Here is a 692-nt window from a genome sequence, read left to right as displayed (position 1 = left end):
TCGAGGCTTGCCAATTCACGCCTGAGCGCGACGAGCAGCCGCTGGATGCTCTTTTGCGCCTGTTTTGCCATGCTGGTGCTGGCACGGTTTTCCTCGGCCACGATCATCCGCACGATCTGGCGTCGGCGGGCGACGAGCTCGGCCAAGGCCTGGGTTTCGGCGTCAGGCAACGGGCGCAATTGCGGCTTGGTCGCAGCGATGAAGGCGGCGATGACGGCCGCATCGATCGGGTCGGTCTTGGCCCGCTTGCCGAGTGCATTGGCATAGGCGCGCACCTGCGCCGGATTGACCACGACAATCGCCAGGCCGGCGCCTGCCAAAGCGGCGACCGCCAGCCTCTCGAAGCTGCCTGTCGATTCCAATCCGACAACGGCCGGCGAAAGGGCTGCCAACCGCCGAACCAGATCTTCCACCCCGGCGTGGTCATTACCCACAGAGAACGCCTCGCCGGACGGCAAAACATGCACGTCGAGCCGGTCCTTGGAAACGTCGATGCCAACAATGATTTCCATCCTGTCCCATCCTTGCCTAATCGGGCTTCGCTTGCGGCCCAGGCGACTGTTCGGGTTCGATGGAACGGCGGACGAAGACCCTTGCTCTGCCACGGGCTCAAAGGCCCAAAGAGGGTTCGGTCTCCCGTCCGCCACCGCACCTGCTTTCATAGCAGAGTCGGCAAGAAACAAGTTACAAGG

General features: G+C 63.2%; 1 protein-coding gene. It reads right to left on the bottom strand.

Annotated features, from left to right (window positions below; all coding sequences use genetic code 11):
* Nucleotides 1-512: IS110 family transposase (locus tag AC0L25_RS32470; protein ID WP_473599193.1), on the bottom strand; the 512-nt coding region annotated here is incomplete at its 3' end.
* Nucleotides 513-692 lie beyond the last annotated feature (180 nt).

It is taken from the genome of Mesorhizobium sp. WSM4813, assembly GCF_055811555.1.
Note: the sequence above shows the minus strand (reverse complement) of the source record. Positions and strands in the feature narration are given on the sequence as shown.